At 74.3% G+C, this 16,553-nt stretch carries 13 protein-coding genes and 1 pseudogene; 6 read left to right on the forward strand and 8 right to left on the reverse strand.

Annotated features, from left to right (window positions below; all coding sequences use genetic code 11):
* Positions 1-567: 567 nt before the first annotated feature.
* Positions 568-1,365 carry a GntR family transcriptional regulator gene (locus AB0L59_RS11315; protein WP_365581736.1) on the reverse strand — a complete coding sequence of 266 codons (798 nt, stop codon included), beginning with the start codon at positions 1,363-1,365 and terminating at the stop codon, positions 568-570.
* Between the two features lie 164 nt (positions 1,366-1,529).
* Here AB0L59_RS11315 and AB0L59_RS11320 point away from each other — a divergent pair.
* Together AB0L59_RS11320 and AB0L59_RS11325 are read left to right on the forward strand one after the other, a co-directional pair.
* A pseudogene (locus AB0L59_RS11320) lies at positions 1,530-2,373 on the forward strand ((2Fe-2S)-binding protein).
* Positions 2,374-2,689: 316 nt separating this feature from the next.
* Complete coding sequence (locus AB0L59_RS11325) at positions 2,690-3,733, forward strand: DUF2637 domain-containing protein (protein WP_365581738.1); 1,044 nt, start codon at positions 2,690-2,692, stop codon at positions 3,731-3,733.
* 189 nt (positions 3,734-3,922) lie between these two features.
* Here the strand turns inward: AB0L59_RS11325 and AB0L59_RS11330 are convergent, their stop codons facing one another.
* The 3 genes from AB0L59_RS11330 to AB0L59_RS11340 all read right to left on the reverse strand — a co-directional run bounded on the left by AB0L59_RS11330 (position 3,923) and on the right by AB0L59_RS11340 (position 8,399).
* A complete protein-coding gene (locus AB0L59_RS11330) occupies positions 3,923-4,393 on the reverse strand; it encodes an ATP-binding protein (protein ID WP_365581740.1) in 471 nt (156 codons plus the stop codon).
* 307 nt (positions 4,394-4,700) lie between these two features.
* Positions 4,701-6,443: a pyruvate dehydrogenase gene (locus AB0L59_RS11335; protein ID WP_365581741.1), complete on the reverse strand. Its 1,743-nt coding sequence runs from the start codon at positions 6,441-6,443 to the stop codon at positions 4,701-4,703.
* A gap of 75 nt (positions 6,444-6,518) precedes the next feature.
* Positions 6,519-8,399 (reverse strand): protein phosphatase 2C domain-containing protein, encoded by a 1,881-nt coding sequence (locus tag AB0L59_RS11340; RefSeq protein WP_365581743.1) that lies wholly within the window; start codon positions 8,397-8,399, stop codon positions 6,519-6,521.
* Between the two features lie 494 nt (positions 8,400-8,893).
* Between AB0L59_RS11340 and AB0L59_RS11345 the strand changes: the two genes are divergently transcribed.
* Together AB0L59_RS11345 and AB0L59_RS11350 are read left to right on the forward strand one after the other, a co-directional pair.
* Positions 8,894-9,874: a helix-turn-helix domain-containing protein gene (locus AB0L59_RS11345; protein ID WP_365581744.1), complete on the forward strand. Its 981-nt coding sequence runs from the start codon at positions 8,894-8,896 to the stop codon at positions 9,872-9,874.
* 61 nt (positions 9,875-9,935) lie between these two features.
* Positions 9,936-10,418 (forward strand): DUF456 domain-containing protein, encoded by a 483-nt coding sequence (locus AB0L59_RS11350; protein WP_365581746.1) that lies wholly within the window; start codon positions 9,936-9,938, stop codon positions 10,416-10,418.
* Positions 10,419-10,507: 89 nt separating this feature from the next.
* Here AB0L59_RS11350 and AB0L59_RS11355 read toward each other — a convergent pair whose 3' ends face one another.
* The 4 genes from AB0L59_RS11355 to rsgA all read right to left on the reverse strand — a co-directional run bounded on the left by AB0L59_RS11355 (position 10,508) and on the right by rsgA (position 15,081).
* The gene (locus AB0L59_RS11355; protein ID WP_365582187.1) at positions 10,508-11,695 is read right to left on the reverse strand and encodes an SGNH/GDSL hydrolase family protein; all 1,188 of its coding nucleotides are present in this window, start codon (positions 11,693-11,695) and stop codon (positions 10,508-10,510) included.
* A gap of 294 nt (positions 11,696-11,989) precedes the next feature.
* Entirely contained in the window at positions 11,990-12,490 is a 501-nt protein-coding gene (locus AB0L59_RS11360; RefSeq protein ID WP_365581748.1) for a methylated-DNA--[protein]-cysteine S-methyltransferase, read from the reverse strand.
* Complete coding sequence (locus tag AB0L59_RS11365) at positions 12,487-13,902, reverse strand: AlkA N-terminal domain-containing protein (protein ID WP_365581750.1); 1,416 nt, start codon at positions 13,900-13,902, stop codon at positions 12,487-12,489. The genes AB0L59_RS11360 and AB0L59_RS11365 overlap by 4 nt, the downstream gene beginning before the upstream one ends.
* A 69-nt stretch (positions 13,903-13,971) precedes the next feature.
* Positions 13,972-15,081 carry a ribosome small subunit-dependent GTPase A gene (rsgA, locus tag AB0L59_RS11370; RefSeq protein WP_365581752.1) on the reverse strand — a complete coding sequence of 370 codons (1,110 nt, stop codon included), beginning with the start codon at positions 15,079-15,081 and terminating at the stop codon, positions 13,972-13,974.
* Between the two features lie 674 nt (positions 15,082-15,755).
* Between rsgA and AB0L59_RS11375 the strand changes: the two genes are divergently transcribed.
* Together AB0L59_RS11375 and AB0L59_RS11380 are read left to right on the forward strand one after the other, a co-directional pair.
* On the forward strand, positions 15,756-16,181 hold the full coding sequence (locus AB0L59_RS11375; RefSeq protein ID WP_365581753.1) for a hypothetical protein: 426 nt from the start codon (positions 15,756-15,758) through the stop codon (positions 16,179-16,181).
* Position 16,182: 1 nt separating this feature from the next.
* Positions 16,183-16,545, forward strand: coding sequence for an alpha/beta hydrolase (locus AB0L59_RS11380; RefSeq protein ID WP_365581755.1), 363 nt, complete (start codon positions 16,183-16,185; stop codon positions 16,543-16,545).
* Positions 16,546-16,553: the final 8 nt, after the last annotated feature.

Genomic DNA, 16,553 nt, shown 5'->3' on the forward strand with positions numbered 1-16,553 from the left:
CGGCTCCGGCGCGGGGACGGGAGACCGGCCGTCTGTCGGGCACAGAGGCGGCGACCGGCTCCGGCGCGGGGGCGGAAGACCGGCCGTCTGTCGGGCGCGGGGCCTGCGGCGCAGAGGCGGGTCTGTAAGGCCGCCGGCGCGAGCGAAAGGCTGCGGCGCCGGAGCGGGTGCGGAAGGCCTCGGCTGTCTGCGGGAGCGGAAGGCTGCGGCGCAGAGGCGGGTGCGTGAGGCCGTCCGCGGGGTGCCGGGGCTGCGACGGCGGAGTGGTGCGGGAGGCTGTCTGCCAGGAGCGGCGGGCCACAGCGTGCACGCGGGCGCGGGGCGACGGCAACCGGAAGCGGCGGGCCACAACGTGCGCGGGCGCGTGACAACGGCTGCCGGAAGCGGACGGGCACAGCGTGCACGCGGGCGCGGGGCGACGGCAACCGGAAGCCTCGGACCACAGCGTGCGCGGGCGCGTGGCGACGGCTGCCGGAAGCGGCGGGCCACAGCGTGCACGCGGGCGCGTGGTGGCGGCTGCGGGCCGTCGGGGTGGTCGTGCTGTTCCCCGCGCCGCTGCCGGGCGCTTCAGCTCGCGCCGGCGAAGTGTCCCGTCACCAGGCCACGCACGATGTCCACGTCCCCCGCGATCAACGCGTCCAGCAGGGCCATGTGTTCCGCGGCGTCCGCGACCAGGTACGCCCGCCCCTGCCGGACCGGCGGCCACTGCGAACGCCGGTGCAGGTCCGACGCGATGGCGACCAGCTGCTCGTTGCCCGACAGCGCCAGCAGCGCGCCGTGGAAGGACCGGTCGTACTCCGCGTACGTCGCCGGGCAGCCGGAGGCGGCCGCGCGTGCCGTCTCCTCGGCGAGCGGACGCAGTTCGGCCCACCGCTCACCCGGCACCGTGCGGGCGAGCCGCAGCATCACCGGCACCTCGATCAGCGCGCGCACCTCCGCCAGCTCGGCCAGCTCCCGCGCCCCCCGCTCGACCACCCGGAAGCCGCGGTTGGGCACGACCTCGACGGCGCCCTCCAGGGCGAGCTGCTGCATGGCCTCCCGCACGGGCGTGGCCGAGACACCGAACCGTTCGCCGAGCACCGGCGCCGAGTAGACCCCGCCCGGCTTCAGCTCGCCCGTCGCCAGCGCCGTCCGCAGCGCGTCCAGGATCTGCCCGCGCACCGAGGAGCGCTGCACCGCCGACGGCTGCGGAATCGGCCGCTCACTGTGCGTGTGCTCGCCCCGGGCGGCGGGCACGGCGGTGTCGCGCTCGCGGAAGCCGTCGGGGGCGTCCGCCACGCGCGCCTGCGCGGGCACCCGGACGCCGCCTTCCGCCCGGCGCTCCGGTGTCCCCGCCCCGGAGGAGCCCTGCGCGCTCTGCTTCACCGGTCCTCCTGGCGGCTTGTCGGCACTTGGGTCATTAACGACGGGTTGTCACTTGTCCGTCAAGCACGATAGGCGCCCGGGGCGGCAGTTCAAATTCACCGGCGACTAGCTAAGGTTAGCCTTACCTGCACACGTCAGCCCGTGACCAAGGATCGGTGCCCCCCATGCCCGCTGCGGCCTCGCCGCTCTCCGCCGCGCACGAGCGCCTCACCAGGGCCCGTGCGGGCCTGTCCGTGACGGAGCCGGGCCCGGCGGAGCCGCTGCCCCGGGGGGGACGGATGGGTCACCGGCGCCGGGCTCGCGGCGGGTGGCGCCGAGCTGGACGCCTTCCTGGCCTGGGACGAGGACCAGGTGCTGCGGGACTACGGACGCCGGGCCCGCCCGGACGTCGTCGCGAGCTGCGGCCTGCACCGCTATGCCTGGCCGGCCTGTCTGCTGATCACCGCGCCGTGGTTCCTGCTGCGCCGGGTGCCCCGGCTCCCCGTGACGCACGTCTCGTACGACCGCGCCGCCGGCCGCATGGCCGTACGCCGCCCCGCCTCCTTCGCGTGCCTGCCGGGCGATCCCGCCGCGGCACTGCCCGGCGCCGTCGTCGTCCCGGACGCGGAGGCGCTGCGGGCCGAGGTGCGCGCGGCCGTCGCCGAGCACCTGGAGCCGGTGCCGGCCGGCTTCGGGCCGCGGATGCGGCGGCGCGGACGGGCCCTGTGGGGCATGGCGACCGACGAGGTCGTGGAGGGGCTGTGGTACGTCGCCCATCGGCTCGGCGAGAGCGAGGAGCGGCGGGCCGTGCGGGAGCTGGAGCTGCTGCTGCCGGGCGCGACCCGCCCGTACGTCGGCTCGGCCGCGTTCCGGGTGCTGACCGGACCGGACGGCGAGGTGATGCCCACCCGGGACCGGGCGAGCTGCTGCATGTTCTACACCGTCCGCCCCGAGGACACCTGTGCCACCTGCCCGCGCACCTGCGACCGCGACCGGATCGCCAAACTCACCGCGACGGCGGCGGCTTGAGGGCGCCTCAGGTCGGGAGCACCGCCCGCGGTCCACTAAGATCGTCGTCGGCACGACCGCTCGCACGCACGCAGGCTCCCGGACAGGAAGTTCACCACTTCCTCACGCGTCGCAGGAACTTTCCGAGGAACCACTCGTACAGGTAGTCTTATTCGAACTCAACTCCCGCCCCTCAAGCGGCAGTTCGAGCAGAACGCCGTCCTGGGCATTTCCTTGCACTTCGTTGGCGGCCTCTTGCCCCGAAACCCCCTGAGGGCCGTCGGGAGTGGGCCACTATGGCGGGCGTTACGCCCTATCCCAATGCAAGGGACCCCTGATGAGACTGACCGACATATCGCTGAACTGGCTGCTTCCGGGCGCCGTACTTCTCCTGGGCATGCTGGCGGCGGTAGCGGTGCTCGCGCGCGGCAAGCGCTCCTCCGGGGAGAACGCGAGCGCCGACGACTCTTGGGAGCGCAGCGAGGAGCGCCGCAGACGCAAGGAGGCCATCTACGGCACGGCCTCCTACGTGCTCCTGTTCTGCTGTGCGGCGGTCGCGGCCGCCCTGTCCTTCCACGGCCTCGTGGGCTTCGGCGAGCAGAACCTGGGGCTGACCGACGGCTGGCAGTACCTGGTGCCGTTCGGCCTGGACGGCGCGGCGATGTTCTGCTCCGTCCTCGCGGTGCGCGAGGCCAGCCACGGTGACGCGGCCCTCGGCTCCCGGATCCTCGTGTGGCTCTTCGCCGCGGCGGCTGCCTGGTTCAACTGGGTGCACGCCCCCCGGGGCGCCGGACATGCGGGCGCCCCGCAGTTCTTCTCCGGTATGTCACTGTCCGCGGCCGTCCTGTTCGACCGGGCCCTGAAGCAGACCCGCCGCGCCGCGCTGCGCGAGCAGGGCCTGGTGCCGCGCCCGCTGCCGCAGATCCGTATCGTGCGCTGGCTGCGCGCGCCCCGCGAGACCTACAAGGCCTGGTCGCTGATGCTCCTGGAAGGCGTGCGCAGCCTGGACGAGGCGGTCGAGGAGGTCCGCGAGGACAAGCGGCACAAGGAGGAGACGCGGCAGCGCCGGCGCGAGCAGCATCGCCTGGAGCGGGCCCAGCTGAAGGCCATCAGCCGGGGCCACCGCGGCTTCGTCGGCCGCGGCGGACGGCAGGTCGAGGTGCAGGCGGTGGAGCGTGGCCCCGCCCCGGCGACCGCGGAGCCTGCCATATCCACCGCGGAACAGCTGCCCGTACGCGCCCGTCCCTCCCTGCAGCCGGTCCGCAGCGGGGCCGCTGAGCAGGTGACCGTCGACCTCACGGCGGAGGACGACACCATGGCCCTGCCGCGGCTGGACTCCCTGGAGCGCAAGCTGAAGGACCTGGAGCAGCAGTTCGGCTAGGACCGCCGCTGCCGACGGGCCGGGGGCGTGACCGCGTGGGTCACGCCCCCGCCCGTTTCCCACCGGCCGCGCGCCTGCCGCGTCCGCGGCGGCCCGCGGTGACGGCCCCGAGACGGCGACACCTCCCCACGGGACGCGGGGACCTCGGCCCGCACCTTGCGCGCCCGCTGTCCGGGCGTTCGCGGAGCCTCACACGGCCTCGGCGCCGAGTTCGAACCACACCGCCTTGCCCACCCCGTGCGGCCGTACGCCCCAGGCGTCCGCGAGGGACTGCACCAGGACCAGGCCCCGCCCATGGGTGTCGTCCGTGTCCGGGCCTGTCAGCTCCGGTCTGCGGGCCACGAAGTCCCTGACCTCCACACGCAGTCCGCCGGGCTCCACGACGGCCGTGAGGACCGCGTCGTCGTCGGTGTGGACGAGCGCGTTGGTGACCAGTTCGCTGGTGAGCAGTTCGGCGATCTCCGAGCGGCCCGGTCTGCCCCAGTGCCGCAGCAGCTCGCGCAACTCCCGGCGGGCCTCGGGCACCGCCCTGAGGTCCGCCCGCCGCAGCCTGCGCCGGAACCGGCGTGCGTGTTCCGCGATGGTGCCGGCCCCTTCCCCCGTCGTCGCCGAGGAGCCCCCGACGACCGCGGGACCGCCACCTCGTGCCTGACTCTCCATGACCCCCGCCCGCACGCCGCCGGACCCTGCCCCTCCTGGTCGAACACGTTCACGGAGGATGGTTGCCCAGCGCGCACACAGGCAGTCATCACGCATGTCCGATGACCGGCGGTTCGGCCACGGCCGTACGGCGCGCGGGCCACCCGCCGGGCCGCTCGCCGTCGGCCCCGACGGCTCCCCGCGCGGCGCTGGGCGCCACGGACGCCCCGGGACGGCAGGGCAGATGCGCCCGGCACCGGCCGTCGGCACGCCGTCACGCGCCGTGAAACTGGCCGAAATCCGCTCCCTCGGCCCGGGGGTTGCTTCCTCAAGGGCGGGGCACGTTCCGGAGGTTGGAGCGGGCCATCTGCAGCATCCGGCCGACCCCGCCGTCCAGCACGATCTTGGAGGCGGACAGGGCGAACCCGGTGACCATCTCGGCGCTGATCTTCGGGGGGATCGACAGGGCGTTGGGATCGGTGACGATGTCCACCAGCGCCGGTCCCCGGTGCTTGAAGGCGTCCTTGAGAGCGCCGGCCAGATCCTTGGGCTTCTCCACCCGCACCCCGTACGCGCCGCACGCCTGGGCGACGGCCGCGAAGTCGGGGTTGGTGTTGGCGGTGCCGTAGGCAGGCAGTCCGGAGACCATCATCTCCAGTTCGACCATGCCGAGGGAGGAGTTGTTGAACAGTACGACCTTGACGGGCAGGTCGTACTGCACGAGCGTCAGGAAGTCGCCCATCAGCATGGAGAACCCCCCGTCTCCGGACAGGGAGACCACCTGCCGGCGCCGGTCGGTGAACTGGGCGCCGATCGCCATGGGCAGCGCGTTCGCCATCGAGCCGTGCGAGAACGAACCGATGATCCGGCGGCGCCCGTTGGGCGAGAGGTAGCGGGCCGCCCAGACGTTGCACATGCCGGTGTCGACGGTGAACACGGCGTCGTCGGCGGCGAGTTCGTCGAGGACGGCGGCGACGTACTCGGGGTGGATCGGGACGTGCTTTTCGACCTTGCGGGTGTACGCCCTGACCACGCCCTCCAGGGCGTCGGCGTGTTTTTTCAGCATCCGGTCGAGGAAGCGCCGGTCGGTCTTCTCCTTCACCCGGGGGACGAGACAGCGCAGCGTCTCGCGTACGTCGCCCCACACGGCCAGGTCGAGCCGGGAGCGCCGGCCCAGCACCTCGGGCCGCACATCGATCTGCGCGATCTTCACGTCGTCGGGCAGAAACGCGTTGTACGGGAAATCGGTTCCGAGCAGGATCAGCAGGTCGCACTCGTGGGTGGCCTCGTAGGCGGCGCCGTAGCCGAGCAGCCCGCTCATGCCGACGTCGTACGGGTTGTCGTACTGGATCCACTCCTTGCCGCGCAGGGCGTGCCCCACCGGGGACTTGATGCGCCCGGCGAACTCCATGACCTCCGCGTGCGCTCCTGCCGTGCCGCTGCCGCAGAAAAGGGTCACTCTGCGTGCCGCGTCGATCATCTCCACGAGCGCGTCGATCTCGGCGTCGCCTGGCCGGACGGTGGGCCGGGAGGTGACGAGGGCGCTCTGCGCGGCCTGCTCCGGGGCCGGTTCGGCGGCGATGTCGCCGGGCAGCGCGACCACGCTGACACCGCTCTGCCCGACCGCGTGCTGGATGGCGGTCTGCAGCAGCCGGGGCATCTGCTTCGGGCTGGAGATCAGCTCGCTGTAGTGACTGCACTCCTGGAACAGCCGGTCCGGGTGGGTCTCCTGGAAGTAGCCGAGGCCGATCTCGCTCGACGGGATGTGCGAGGCGAGCGCGAGCACCGGCGCCATGGAGCGGTGCGCGTCGTACAGGCCGTTGATCAGGTGCAGGTTGCCCGGACCGCAGGAGCCGGCGCAGGCGGCCAGCTTGCCCGTGATCTGCGCCTCGGCGCCCGCCGCGAAGGCTGCGGTCTCCTCGTGGCGTACGTGGATCCAGTCGATGGCGGGGTTGCGGCGGACGGCGTCGACCACCGGGTTGAGGCTGTCCCCGACCACGCCGTAGAGGCGGCGCACACCGGCGCGGACGAGGATGTCGACGAACTGCTCGGCAACGTTCTGTTTGGCCATGTTCTCTCGTCTGCCCCTTCGGTGGTCCCGGATCCCGCCGTGGTCCTCGGTTCCATCCAGGCACACAGAGAGCGGTTACGCCTCCCAAACGGCCGCCGCCGTGCGGTCGTCGGCGTAACCCTTCACCCGCACCTGGGCGTCGGCCAGGAACGCGGCGAGACCGGGCGCGGTGCCGCCGGACCAGCGGCGGGCCAGGTAGGCGCACAGGGCGGCCTCGCCGCGCAGCGGGTCGGCCAGGCCCGTGGAGCACATCACCAGCGCATCACCCGGGCGGGCTACCGAGGCACGGAACCGGAACGGCTCCCGGGGCGGCTCGGGCGCCGGCTCGTACGGGCTCGGCGGGGTCGGGATGCCGAGGTCCATGGTGAGCCGGTCGCCCTGGGCGGTTTCGGCGAACGTCTTCGCGGGCGGGGACCCGAAGCCGACGACGGAGCCGCCGATGATGTCGGCGGGCGACACCACCGGCTCGATGTCCTGCCACGCGCCGTCCCGCAGCCGGAACAGGCCCCCGTCGCCGACGCCGAAGAACACGCGGGTACGGCAGTCGGGGTCGGCGGGCAGCAGCAGACAGCGCAGGCTCGCCGTGTACTCCTCCGGGTCGACGCCCTGTTCGGCGGCGCTCGCGCGGAGCCTGCCGAGACTGCGGTCGGTCAGCCGGTGCAGCCCCGCCTTCAGATCGCCGCGCCGGGCCGCCCGGATGTCCTCCACGAGCCGCTGATGACTGCGGCCCACGGCCCGTCCGATCCACCGGCAGGCCTCGGCCGCCGCCAGATGCGCGCCGGGCGTGCCCCGCACCCCGGTCGCCAGCGCGACGAGCACCAGCCCCTGCTCCCCCGCCCCGAACCGGGCGACGAACAACGAGTCCCGGCGCGGCTCGCCCCGGTACCGCGCCGAGTCCCCCCGCAACGACACGGCCCGCAGCGTGCACACCCCGTACTGGGCACCGTCCAGCACGGTGTCCGCGACCAACTCCCCCAGCCCGTCCGGGTCGGCGGCCGGCAGCGCGGTGGGCTCCGGGTCGTAGGTGGGCGGGCCGGAACCCACGTAGTCGATGGCGGAGAGGGACGGGGGCGGGGTGAGGAGCGGCGGTGCGGGTGGGACGGGGGCGGACTCGGAGTACCGGGGCGCGCGGGCCGCCGGGGGCGGCGGCGTGACGAGTCCCGTGTCCCGCGACTCGGAGGGCCCAGAGACCGCGGACGAGTCCTGGGGCTCGGGAGGCACGGAGAGCGCCGACGGATCTTGCGGCTCGGGAGGCTCGGCGGGTGACCATGGGTCCTGAGGTTCGGGGAGCGGCGCGGGCGGCGGCTGGGCCGGTGCCGGGCGGTCCGAGGCCGGTGGCGTCGGTCGGGAGGAGGCGGTGGGGGTTTGCCTGACGGCCGGGTCCGGTCGTGTCGAGGCCGGCGCGGAGGGCTTCGCGGCCGAGGGGAACGACGACGGGGCCGGGGGTGCGGCCGGCGGAGGCTCCCAGGGCTGCCGTTGCCGCGGCGGCGCGCCGGTCACCGCGCCGGGAGCGGGAGGAGACGCGGCCGGGGGCTCGGGGGGCGGGGCGGCCGGGGGCTCGGGGGGCGGGGCGGCCGGGCCTTCGGCCGCGCGTGGTTTCGGCACCGCGGCCGGCCGGGGCTCCGGTCCGCCCGCGCCCGCGGCATCCCGCGCCATGCCACCGCGCACCGCGCCGCCGTCACCACCCCGCGCGCCCCCGTCGCCACTCCACGCGCCGCCGTCGCCGTCGCCCATCCGACCGCCCGGCGCCGAGTCGCGCGGCGGCCCGGTCTCGGCCGGCGATGCCGCGTCGTACCGTCCCGCCGGCCGGCCCGTCACCGTGTGCTTCGCCGAGGCGAAGCGGTCGTCCAGGGAATCGGGCGCGGCCGTGGGTCCCGTGTCGTCGGTGGAGTCGTCGTACAGCTGTACCCACCAGTCGTCCTCAGGACGGGCGGGCCTTCCCCCCTGCTGGCTCATGCCCCTAATTGTCCACCGCACGGGCCGTGTGAAAACGGGGCATCGGGAAAATCCGGCATCCCCGGCCGCTTCGAAGGGCGGGTCGAGTGAAGGGGTGAACAGCCGTACGAGGGGCGCGAGATGGCCGCCGGGCGGCCCCACCCCCCACGGGAGGACCGCCCGGCGACGTCCGAAGTGGCCCGGCCCCGGATCCCCTTCGCGTGGCTCGCACACGTCCGGGCCCGGGCCACGGCCCGGGCGACCGGGCCGCGGACGAGGCGCCGGTCGGATGGCCGGATTGTGGCTTGGTTTCCTGGGACAGGGCTGTGAACCGGCAACGGCGTCGCGTCCCGCAGTGCTGCCACCTTGGCAGAGTCACCTCCGGTACGGCGATGATGTTCCGCGGCGGGTTTGCGCCGTGGCCGGTTTCCGCCAGAGCGGGCCCGTCGTGGCGGCTTGTTGGTGGCGTGTTCTCGGGCCTGGTTCCAGGCCTGTTCCGGGGAGGGGCTGGACCGATGCTGGCAGCGATAGGGCTGGACGAGACGCACGAGGCGGCGTACCGGGCGCTGGTCTCCGTGGGCGCGGCCGACGTGACCGATCTGGCGCGGCGCCTGACGCTGGCCGAGCCGGACGCCGAGCGGGCGCTGCGCCGGCTGGAGCGGCAGGGGCTCGCCGCCCAGTCCCCGGCCCGGCCCGGCCGTTGGGTGGCGGCCCCGCCCGGGGTGGCGCTGGGCGCCCTGCTCACCCAGCAGCGGCACGAGCTGGAGAAGGCGGAGCTGGCGGCTGCGCTGCTCGCGGAGGAGTACCGGGCCGCGGCGGCCGAGCCGGCGGTGCACGACCTGGTGGAGGTGGTAACCGGTTCCTCGGCTGTCGCCCAGCGCTTTCTGCAGCTGCAGTTGGGGGCGTCCGAGGAGGTGTGCGCCCTGGTGAGCGGCCATCCCGTGGTCGTGTCCGGCGTGGAGAACGAGGCGGAGGAGCAGGCGGCCGGGCGCGGGGTGCGCTACCGGGTGGTGGTGGAGCGGGAGGTGCTGGACCTGCCGCACGGGCTGACCGAGCTGACGGCGGCGCTCGGCCGGGACGAGCAGGTGCGGGCGGTGGACCGGGTGCCGACGAAGCTGGTGATCGCCGACCGTTCGCTCGCGATGGTGCCGCTGACCTCGCGCACGGCGGAGCCGGCCGCGCTGGTGGTGCACGCCAGCGGGCTGCTGGAACTGCTGGCGGGGCTGTTCGAGTCGGTGTGGCGGGAGGCGCTGCCGCTGCGCCTGGGGCCGGCGGGGGTGACCGAGGAGCGGCCGGACGGCCCCGACGCCACCGATCTGGAGGTGCTCTCGCTGCTGCTGGCCGGGCTGACCGACGCGAGCGTGGCCAAGCAGCTCGACCTGGGGCTGCGCACCGTGCAGCGCCGGGTGCGGCGGCTGATGGAGCTGGCCGGGGTGACGACCCGGCTGCAGCTGGGCTGGCACGCGTACGAGCGGGGCTGGGTGACCCGCTCGTAGGCTCGGGCCCGCTGCGGCCTTCGCCTCTGCCGTTTCGCGGCTTCTCCGGCACTCTGGGCAGATGGGAGTGTGGGAACTCCTGCTGGTCGGCGTGGTCGTCGTGCTCGGCCTGTGCGGAGTGCTGGTGCCAGGGGTGCCGGGGTCGTGGCTGGTGTGGGCCGCGGTGCTGTGGTGGGCGCTGACCGATCCGCAGCCGCTGGCCTGGGCCGTCCTGGTGGGCGCCACCGTGGTGCTGCTGCTGTCGCTGGCGGTCCGCGCCGCACTGCCACCGCGCCGGCTCCGGCAGAGCGGTGCCACGCCGCGGACGGGGGTGTACGCGGGAGTCGGGGCGTTCGCCGGCTTCGTGCTGCTGCCGGTGGTGGGCGCCGTACCGGGTTTCATGGCCGGCGTCTATCTGCACGAGCGGCTGCGCCTTGGCCGGCACGGCGACGCGATGGCCGCCCTGCGTACGACGATGCGCTCGGGCGGCTCCAGCGTCCTTGCGGAACTGTTCGCCTGCCTGCTGATCGCGGGGGCGTGGCTGGGGGCGGTGCTGTGGGGGTGAGCCGCCGCCGCGCCGACGCTCCGACGAGGCGAGAGCGCCGACGCTCCGACGAGGCGAGAGCCGGGCGGGGCGAGAGCCGGGCGCAGGTGTCAGCGCAGCGCGGCGAGGGCCAGGTGGACCGTGTGGGCGAGCGCGGCCATGCCCGCGTCGTTGAAGTGCAGGTGGTCGCCGGGGTCGTAGGCGGGCAGGAGGCGGGTCGGGGCCGCCGGGTCGCGCAGGGCGGCGTCGGCGTCGGCGACCGCGTCGAAGGCGCCGCCGGTGCGGATGAAGGCGTTCACCCGCTGCCGTACCGCCTCCCGGGCGTCCGTGTAGGCGGGAAAGCCCCGGTACGGCGTGAGCGTGACCCCGACGACCCGGACGCCCCGGGCGTGGGCGCGGGCGATGAGCGTGCGGTAGGCGTCGGCGTAAGCGGTCACGTCGTCGGCCGTGGGAGTGCCCTTGATGTCGTTGATGCCCTCCAGGACCACCAGGACCCGTACCCCCGCCCGGTCCAGGGCGTCGGCGTCCAGGCGGGCGAGGGCACTCGGTCCGGTGCCCTCGTGCAGCAAACGGTTCCCGGAGATTCCGGCGTTGAGGACGCCGAGCCGCTCCGCGCGCACCCCCTCGGCGAGCCGGTCGGGCCAGCGGTGGTTGGCGTCGGGTGTGGAACCGTTTCCGTCGGTCAGGGAGTCACCGAATGCGACGATGCTGCCCGCGGCCCTGCCGAGGACGTCCACGCCGGTGACGTAGTACCAGCGGCTGATGACGGTGGTGTAGGCGGCGCCGCTCTCGTCGGCGGCCCGGCCCGCGCCGGACGGGGCCAGATAGCTGGTCTGCAGGGCGGTCTGGTGGTAGGTCGCCGGGCCGCTGTCACCGGGGGTGTACACGGTGACGAGAAGGTCGGCGGCGGCCGGGACGGGCAGCGGCACCGGGTCGGTGACCGTCTCCCGGCCGGGCGCCACGGTGACGGTCGGTGCGCCGTGGAAGGTGGCGGTGCGCAGGGTGCCGGGCACGGCGAAGGGGCCGGCCGCCCGGCGCAGCGCGACGGTGACCGCGCCGAGCCGCAGGGGCGCGGCGCCGAAACGGTTGCTGAGCCGGATGCGCACGGCCGTGCCACCGACGCTGAGATGGACGACGTTGCGGATGGCGGCGCCGGGCAGTGCGGAAGCGGTTCCCGACGGTGCGGACTCCCAGCTGCCGGTCCAGGGCGGCGGGGCCGGTTCCGCGACGGCCGGCGCCGTCGTGCCCGGCAGCACCGCCAGCACCAGCACCGCGAGGACCCGCCCGACCCCGGCCATTGCGACCCCGGCCATCTCCGCACCCGCCCTTCCCCGTTGCCCGTCGGAGCAGACCGTGCCACACGGCCGGCCCACGCCACCGCACCTTCGTCGGCGGTCCACCCGCTCGGCGCAACCGGCGCAGGGCGCGCAGCCGTGGCCATGACGGCAGCCAAGCACGCCCGCCCGCCCCGCACATCGGTGGAGGAGCAGGGAAGAAACAGAGGAAACCGAGGTACGGCCCAAGCGCAGCGAACGTACCCGGGTGGGGGCTCGGCGAGGCCGGACGGCCGCGCTCCGAGGCGGCGGCAGGGCCTAGCAGGCGAGCGCGCTCTCCAGGGTCAGCAGCCGCACCTTGCGTTCGACCCCGCCCGCGTATCCGGTCATCGACCCGTCCGCACCGATGACCCGGTGGCAGGGCCGCAGGATCAGCAGGGGGTTGGCGCCGATCGCGCCGCCGACGGCGCGAACCGCCGCACGGGGTGCGCCGATGCGCGCGGCGATCTGCCCGTAGGTGACGGTGGCGCCGTACGGCACCTCGTCCAGCGCCGCCCAGACCCGCTGCCGGAACTCGGTGCCGTGAGCGCTCAACGGCAGCCGGAATTGCTTCAGTTCACCGGCGAAGTACGCGCCGAGCTGGTCCGCGGCGGCGCGGAACGGCCCGGTGTCGTGCCGCCAGCCGTGCTGCACGCTGCGGCCGCCCTTCTGCCCGGGCACGGACAGCGAGGTGAGCGCCCCGTCGGCGTCGGCGGTGAGCAGCAACGGGCCCACCGGGGACTCCAGTCGGGTCCAGTACACGGTCGGCACGGTCGTCATCGGTTCCACTCCCCCGCCACGCGCAGATGCTGAACGGCGTACGAGCGCCAGGGCCGCCAGTCGTCGGGCGCCTCCGCGCCGGGTGGGGCGACGTCCGGGTCGCCGAGGGCTCGCACGCGTACGGCGGCGACGGCAGCCGGGTCCATGCCGGGCAGGGCGAGCAGCACCTCCTGCGCGTCGTCCCGGTCGACGCCCGGGTCCAGCCGGACCGTGCCGTCGGCGAGCGCGGCGGAGAGCGCGCCCAGCGGGCCGCCCGGCTCCGCCTCGGCGAGGACGGCGGGCTCGGGGAAGAGGTGGGTGAGGCCGTCGCAGGGCGCGTCGAGCAGCTTGCCGTACCGGTGCACCAGTTCCTGAGCGCCTTCCCGCCCGATCAGGGCGCGGACCGCGGGCTCCAGCGGGTCCACGGCGCCGGGCGAGCGCAGTCCGGGCCGGGCCACGACCAGCGGGCCGAGCCGCGCGTCGGCACCGAGCCGCTCGTCGACGGCGTACGGGTCGGCGTCGAGGTCGAACAGGCGCCGCAGCCGCTGCACCGCGGTGGTGAGGTCCCTGGGGTCGGTGAGGTGCAGCCGCGCGTCGAGCCAGCCGCCCGGACGGGTGCCGGTGCCGGTGGTCGCCGGCCTCGTCCGTTCCTCGACGGCGACGATTGCGGTGCCGTACGGCAGCCGCAGCGTGCGTCGGTAGGTGCGACCGCCGGGCGCGCCGGAAACCTCCTCGACACCGGTTACCGCCTCCTCCGCGAGCTGATCGAAGACGGCGGCGGCCTGGTACGGCCCGCGGTAGGCGAGCCGCAGCGGGATCCCGGCGCCCGGATGTGCCCGGCGGGCGCCCCGGTTCCGGGCGCCACCCCGGCTCCGGGTGGCGGCGGCCCGCAGCTCCGTGGGCGTCGAGGCGTACACCTCCCGGACGGTGTCGTTGAACTGGCGGACGCTGGCGAACCCGGAGGCGAACGCGATCTCGGTGACGGGCAGCTCGGTGGTCTGCAGCAGCACCCGCGCGGTGTGCGCCCGCTGCGCCCGGGCGAGCGCCACGGGCCCGGCGCCGAGCTCGGCGGTGAGCTGCCGCTGGACCTGCCGCGCGCTGTAGCCGAGCCGCGCGGCGAGCCCGGCGACGCCCTCGCGGTCCACGACCCCGTCGGCGATCAGCCGCATGGCCCGTCCCACGACGTCCGCGCGGACGTTCCACTCCGCCGACCCCGGCACGGCGTCCGGCCGGCACCGCCGGCAGGCCCGGAACCCGGAGCCCTGCGCGGCGGCGGCCGTCGGGAAGAACCGCACGTTGTGCCGCTTCGGCGTGACCGCCGGGCAGCTGGGCCGGCAGTAGATGCCGGTGGTCTCGACGGCGAAGAAGAACACTCCGTCGAACCGTCCGTCCCGGCTGCGCACCGCCTCGTACCTGGTGTCTTCGTCCCTCACGTGTTCCAGTGTGGGACCGGGCAGGAGGCAGGGCCAGCGGGATTCGGACATGGTGCTGGGGCGGTGCGCCTACCCTCGGCGCCCCCGCTTGATCTCCATCGCCGCCCTTCCCTCGGCACCCTTCCTCTTCCAGTCCCGCCGAAGCTCCGCTCGGACCCGCGCGTCGGTCTTGGCCACGATCCACTGGTTCTCCCGCACCAGCTTCCGGTAGCTCTCCAGCCGTCGCGCCGCGAGCCTGCCGTTCTCCACCGCGGAGCGCACCGCGCAGTCCGGCTCGGTCTCGTGGGCGCAGTCATGGAAACGGCACCGCTCGGCCAGTTCCTCGATCTCGGCGAACACCTGGCCGACCCCGCTCTCGGCGTCGTACAGGCCGACGCCCCGCAGCCCTGGCGTGTCGATGAGGACGCCGCCGGAGGGCAGGGCGAGCAGATTGCGGGTGGTCGTGGTGTGCCGGCCCTTGCCGTCGACGTCCCGCGCGGCCCGTACGTCCATGACGTCGGCGCCGACGAGGGCGTTGGCCAGCGTGGACTTGCCCGCGCCGGACTGGCCGAGCAGCACGGAGGTGCCGGAGCCGACGAGCGCGACGAGGACGTCGAGCCCCTCGCCGTGCAGGGCACTGACGGTGAGCACGGGCACGCCGGGCGCGCTCATCTCGACGTCCTGCACCAGATGGGCCAGGGTGGCGGGGTCCGGCACCAGGTCCGCCTTGGTGAGGACGAGGACCGGCTGGGCGCCGGACTCCCAGGAGAGGGCGAGGAATCGTTCGACCCGGCCGAGGTCGAGTTCGGCGGCGAGGGAGACGGCGACGACGGCGTGGTCGATGTTGGCGGCGAGGATCTGCCCGTCGGACCGCTTGGAGGAGGTGGAGCGCACGAACGCGGTCCGGCGCGGCAGATACGCGCGGACGTACCGCGGGGCACCGTCGGGGTCGACGGCGACCCAGTCCCCCGTGCACACGACCTTCATCGGGTCGCGGGGCACGACGAACTCGGTGTCGGCACGGACGGCGCCGAGGGGCGTGACGACGTCGCACTGGCCGCGGTCGACCCGGACGACACGGCCGGGCAGGAGGCCCTGCTCGGCATAGGGAGCGAACTCGGCTTCCCAGCCCTCGTCCCAGCCGTAGACGGCAAGGGGGTGCGACGAAGTGGAAGAAGCCGAAAGAGAAGAGAGATTCAAGGGGAACCCTTCACAAGGGCGGCCCCGGCTCCGCGCATGTGTGCGCTGTGCGAAAGGTCAGCCGGAGGCCACGGAGGTGGAGTGGACGAACTTCTGGTTGCGGGCAGCGCCCATCACAGAGACAGCCATCGGTCACACCTCCCGTTCCTCACTCAGCCGACAGCGGCGGCCAACAACCGCCGCGAGAAAGCAGCCCCAACATAGAGGCACGAACACTCAGGCGCCACCGAATTTCCGTCCGTGTCGCCTACACGGCCTCGCTCGCAGTCGCAGACCTGAGGCCTTCGACTGCAGCGTGGCCGGTGTTTCGCGGTCGCCGCCGCCCTTCCGACATCGACGTCAGCGACTCCAGGAACACCACCGGACCGCACACCCATCACAGCCCGCCCCGCTCCCGCGGTGACCGCGACGGGCTCTGCGGCGGCTTCAGCCACCCCTGTCACGGCGCCTTCGTAGGCTGCGACACCCTCATCCCACCGTCACCCTCGGCCGCGGGGAGAGATTGCCGGGCAGCGTGCCCGGCTACCGCCTCATGCCGTAACCCTCGGTGCACTTGACCGCCGTCGGAGCGCCCTCGGCGGATAGCCGCCAGCCGGCTCCGCCCGAAGCCCCTGACCATGGGCGGGGTCCGGCATCAGCAGACGGTGAAGACCGCGGCAAGGATCGCCGACCGTATGCGGGAGGTGCTGGCCCCCACCGACATCGTGCGGATCCCGCCGCCGCCCATGGCGCTCCGCCTCGACGACGACGTCGCCCAGCTCTCCGCGGCGGCCCGCGGCCTGTTGCCGATGGTCCTGCTGGACCTGGTCACGCAGAAGGACGCGTTCGACCCGGCCCCGGCGCTGGAGTTGGTCGAGGAGCGACTGTCCTTGCTGGAGGCCCAGGAGGCGCTCCGTCCCGCACTCGCCCTCGGCGAGACGGGCCGTAAGGGCGGAGCGGTAGCCGAGGCCCAAACCTACCTGGCGTCGATCCAGGGCCGTCTCGACGGCGTCGCCCGGCACATCTCGGAGAGCCCAGAACTCGTCGAGTTCTTCGAAGAGGTCCGCGCGGCTCAACGCGCCCTGCCGGGCCTGGGGCGCCGAGGCCGGCACCCTGATTGACGTGAACGGCTCGAAGGTGGCCGGCGCACTCCTGATCGGCGAGACGCTGGACGCGGCGATGCCGTTCGAGGGCAGCCTCGGAGTGCGGGCGCGGTTCCCGCACTCGGCGCCTATCGGCGTGCTGGGCGGCATCGGCAACGGTAAGACCCCGGGCAGCAACACGTGTGCGGACGCGTCCGTCGCCGCCTACCTCACCACCGGCACACTGCCGACCCGCACCCCGGCCGCCATGCCGGCGAGTGTGCGCAGCGTCCCCGCTGCCCACACCGGCCGGCTGAACCCTGCACAGCGGCCCGGTCGGCACCGACCAGCCGACCGGGCGTATCCCGGGACGTGGGCGCTCCGGCACCTTCGGCTCCGGTAGGACCGGCG

This window comes from Streptomyces sp. NPDC052109 (genome assembly GCF_040680195.1).
Lineage (GTDB): Bacteria > Actinomycetota > Actinomycetes > Streptomycetales > Streptomycetaceae > Streptomyces.